Here is a 4,207-nt window from a genome sequence, read left to right as displayed (position 1 = left end):
TCGGGTCGGCGGGTCATCCTGAACTTGGGACAGCCCGGGCTTTTCGCCACGGCCGCCCATCAGGAGGTTGACCTCCATGTCCATCAGCCCGGGCAGCAGGATTTGGTCGCCGAGATCCAAAACTTCAGAGCTCGAGCCGTCGGCGTCGCCGCCCACGCCGACGATCCGGTCCTCCTCGATCCGCAGGATGCCCGGCCGTACGATCTCACCGGCATCGATGTCGAGCAGCCCAGCGGCCTTGAGCGTCAACACCTTTTAGATCACCGGCTCCCTGATCACTTCCACCCACGCCGCTCCGCTGTCCGGCACCCTCGGCTGCTTCCACGCCTCGATCGGGAACGACACCATGACCAGCGACTGCATCAAATGCATCAGTGTCTGCGCGTCCTCGGGCAGATCATCCAGTGGGTACTTGTCACAGTAGTCGATCACGTCGTTCAGGCGGGGGAACGCAACGTCGTAGAACTGCTGCATCTCGGTCATCGACGAGGCAAGCCGCTTGGCGTAGCGCTCAGGTTCGGTGGGCAGGTCCCACTCCAGATAGGGCTCTAGATCAGCGAATTCAGACGGTAGCGCCATTGGTTTGGTACTCCTTCACATAGTCACCGGTCGTCTTGTGCAGATGGCGGATCAGTATTTCCTGATCGCACAACAGGAACTCTTTGACGGCCCGGGTGCCGATCATGGTCTGGGTGGCTTCCAGGGTGTTGGCGTCCTGCAGCGCGTACTCCTTGAACGTCACGGCGGCCAACTCCTGGGCCAGGCGTTCTCGCGCGTTGCGCGGCGGCACGAAATACAGCGTGCACTCGAAGATGTGCTTGTCGACCGCGGTCGGCCAGTAGTGATAGGTCAAGAACCACCCCGGCTCCCAGATCAGCAGCATGAAGTTCGGGTAGAACAGCCACGAGTCGATGCCCCACTGCGGCACCCTCTTCACGTTGACACCCGGTGGCAGCTCCAGGTTCTCGATGATCTCCGGCTTGTCCCATGGGCCGAACAAACCGCTGCGCAACACCTGGTCCATCGGCTTCAGCATGGACATGTCCGGGGGTGGTGCCTGACCACCCCAGGTCGACTGCAGGTTGTGGGGGCCGGCCAGCTCGTAGTGCAGCGCCTCGTACCCATACTTTTGGATCTTGGCGGCTTCTTCCTTGGTGTACTGCCCTTGGTGCAGGATCGGCGCGTGGTAGAACTCGACGAACGCGTCGATGAACAGCTTCCAGTTGCTGCCGACCTCGGCCCGGTAGGAGTAGGTCTCGGTCATCTCGCCGAAGGGGTAGCCCTCGATGCTCTTGGCCAGCGGCCCGAGGTAGTCGGTGAGTGGCGCCGCGTTGTCGTCGAAGTTGATGAAGATGAACCCTTCCCACACCTCGCAGCGGACGCCCGCCAGGCCGAACTGACTTTTGTCGACGTCAAAGAACTCCTCCTCCTGTTGGATGAAGGTGAGCTCACCGTCAAGGTTGTAGCGCCAGGCGTGGTACTTGCAGGTGAACTGCCGACAGGTGCCCGAGGTCTCCTCGTGCGGGAAATCGTTCCACACCAACTTGTTTCCGCGGTGGCGGCAGACGTTGTGATAGGCCTTGACGGACCCGTCCTTGGTCTTGACGATGATCACCGACATGCCAGGTCCGGCCGACGGCAGCTCCTTGGTGAAGTAGCTGCCGGTGCGCGGCAGCCGCTCGACCCGACCGACGTTCAGCCAGGTCCGCTTGAAGATCGCGTCGCGCTCGGCCTCGAAGAACGCCGGATCGATCGAGTCGGTGTAATCGACCGGCGCGGTGCCCAGTTCGGGATAGTTTTTGGTCCAGCTGCCGGCATCCGGCTTGGTGAAATGTGGCAAGGTTCTACCTTTCTTCGTGCTCAACCTCGACGCCAAAAGTGTTCAACCCCATCGCAAGTGCGGTGTAGCCGCCGATGGTGAAGATCAAATCCATTCGCTGCTGCTCGTCGAGCCGCTCACCGAGAGTGGCCCATGTCTGGTCGGACAGGTTGGTCTTCTCGTCGAGCTCATCGACGGCGGCCAGCACCGCGCGATCGAACTCGTCGGCAGGGTCGCCGGTTTGCACCGCGTCGATGTCGGCGTCGGACAGACCCACCCGCTTGCCAAGCGTCACGTGGTGCGTCCATTCGTAGTCGCAGCTTCGCCGATGTGCCACGCGCAGGATGACGAGCTCGCGGATGCGGGGCGGCAGCGTGGAACCGGACAGCAGATAGACGCTAAATCGCAGAAACGCTCGGGTCAGTTTGGGGTGGCGCACCAGGGTCGACAGCAGGTTGCCTGCGCCGCCGGGATTACGGCGCTCTTCCGGCAGCATCCCGGCCACCGCATCCCGGGCAGCGTCGTCCCACTGGTCCGCCGGCAAGGGGGACAGACGCATATGGCCTCCTCAGTTACGAGAATCATATTCTCATATTTGACCAATAGGTTTCCACGAACTCCCGGATTGGTCAATGTTCAGTAATCGACCTGCGGAAACGTCACTCGGCAGCGTGGCCCGAGTCGCGCCCTCCCCCCCGGGTCGACAACCCCGGGCGTAAGCTCAAGATGTTGATTCTCGCGAACTGAGAAGATAATTTTCATAGTTGACGCCCAACTTGGGGCAAGGGCCGCCGAACGACCCCCGACGAGAGGAACGGCCAGTGAACAAAGACGACTTGATTTTGATCAGCGTCGACGACCACACCGTCGAGCCACCGGACATGTTCAAGAACCACCTGTCGAAGAAGTATGCCGACGACGCGCCGCGGCTGGTGCACAACGCAGACGGCTCGGATACTTGGCAGTTCCGTGACACGGTGATCCCCAACGTCGCGCTCAACGCGGTGGCCGGTCGTCCCAAAGAGGAGTACGGGATCGAGCCGACCGGGCTCGACGAGATCCGGCCCGGTTGCTACGACGTCGACGAGCGAATCAAGGACATGAACGCCGGCGGCATCCTGGCGTCGATCTGCTTCCCGTCCTTCCCGGGGTTCGCCGGACGCCTGTTCGCCACCGAAGACCCGGAGTTCTCCATCGCGCTGGTGCAGGCCTACAACGACTGGCACATCGACGAGTGGTGCGGGGCCTACCCGGCACGCTTCATCCCGATGGCGATACCGGTGATCTGGGATGCCGAAGAGTGCGCCAAAGAGGTGCGACGGGTGGCCAAGAAGGGCGTGCACGCGCTGACCTTCACTGAAAATCCGGCCGCGATGGGCTATCCGAGCTTCCACAACGAATACTGGAATCCGCTGTGGAAAGCGTTGTGCGACACCAACACCGTGATGAACGTGCACATCGGGTCATCGGGCCGGCTGGCGATCACGGCCCCCGATGCGCCGATGGACGTGATGATCACGCTGCAGCCGATGAACATCGTGCAGGCGGCGGCGGATTTGCTGTGGTCGCGGCCAATCAAGGAATACCCCGATCTCAAGATCGCACTGTCAGAGGGTGGTACCGGGTGGATCCCTTACTTCCTCGAGCGGGCCGACCGGACCTACGAGATGCACTCGACGTGGACGCACCAGAACTTCGGCGGCAAACTGCCCAGCGAAGTTTTCCGGGAGCACTTCCTGACCTGCTTCATCAGCGACAAGGTGGGCGTAGCGCTGCGCAACATGATCGGCATCGACAACATCTGCTGGGAAGCCGACTATCCGCACAGCGACTCAATGTGGCCCGGCGCGCCCGAAGAACTATGGGACGTCCTGTCCGCCAACAACGTGCCAGACGACGAGATCAAGAAAATGACGCATGAGAACGCCATGCGCTGGTACTCCTTCGACCCGTTCAGCCACATCACTCGGGAACAGGCGACAATCGGCTCGCTGCGCAAGGCCGCTGAGGGCCACGACGTTTCGATCCGGGCGTCGAGCCACCACAAAGACACTAGGGCGGGCTCGTCCTTCGCCGATTTCGCCGCCAACGCGAAAGAGCTGACCGGCAACAAGGACTAAACCCGTACTGGCGCCGAGCAGACGCAAAAGCGCCTAATTTGTCGGCGTGTTGGGGGCTTTTGTGTCTGCTCGCGCCGGAAGGAGATGTACCAGTGCCCGGCGGTGGGATGAACTTCGAGCTGACTGATGACCAAGAGCTGATTCGCAAGTCGGTGGCCGAGCTGGCGTCGAAATTCGACGACCATTACTGGATGGAAAAAGACCAGGCGCACGAATTTCCGACCGAGTTCTATCGGGCAATCGCCAGCGGCGGCTGGCTCGGCAAGAC

At 61.6% G+C, this 4,207-nt stretch carries 5 protein-coding genes and 1 pseudogene; 2 read left to right on the top strand and 4 right to left on the bottom strand.

The annotated features are described in order from the left end of the window. The 4 genes and pseudogenes from WBF82_RS12080 to WBF82_RS12065 form a co-directional block, all read right to left on the bottom strand. Positions 1–252 (bottom strand): annotated as a pseudogene (locus tag WBF82_RS12080) (amidohydrolase family protein); the annotation flags it as partial. Between the two features lie 3 nt (positions 253–255). Continuing rightward, entirely contained in the window at positions 256–579 is a 324-nt protein-coding gene (locus WBF82_RS12075) for a hypothetical protein (RefSeq protein WP_424383261.1), read from the bottom strand. Beyond that, on the bottom strand, positions 563–1,840 hold the full coding sequence (locus WBF82_RS12070) for an aromatic ring-hydroxylating oxygenase subunit alpha (protein WP_424383260.1): 1,278 nt from the start codon (positions 1,838–1,840) through the stop codon (positions 563–565). The genes WBF82_RS12075 and WBF82_RS12070 overlap by 17 nt, the downstream gene beginning before the upstream one ends. 4 nt (positions 1,841–1,844) lie before the next feature. Further along, positions 1,845–2,378, bottom strand: coding sequence for a carboxymuconolactone decarboxylase family protein (locus WBF82_RS12065; RefSeq protein ID WP_424383259.1), 534 nt, complete (start codon positions 2,376–2,378; stop codon positions 1,845–1,847). Positions 2,379–2,640: 262 nt separating this feature from the next. Here WBF82_RS12065 and WBF82_RS12060 point away from each other — a divergent pair, with 262 nt between their 5' ends. Beyond that, positions 2,641–3,939 (top strand): amidohydrolase family protein, encoded by a 1,299-nt coding sequence (locus tag WBF82_RS12060; RefSeq protein WP_424383258.1) that lies wholly within the window; start codon positions 2,641–2,643, stop codon positions 3,937–3,939. Between the two features lie 107 nt (positions 3,940–4,046). Further along, on the top strand, positions 4,047–4,207 hold a 161-nt coding region (locus WBF82_RS12055), incomplete at its 3' end, for an acyl-CoA dehydrogenase family protein (RefSeq protein ID WP_424383262.1).

This window comes from Mycobacterium sp. (assembly GCF_049673265.1).
Lineage (GTDB): Bacteria > Actinomycetota > Actinomycetes > Mycobacteriales > Mycobacteriaceae > Mycobacterium.
This window is presented reverse-complemented; position numbering and strand designations above follow the sequence as displayed.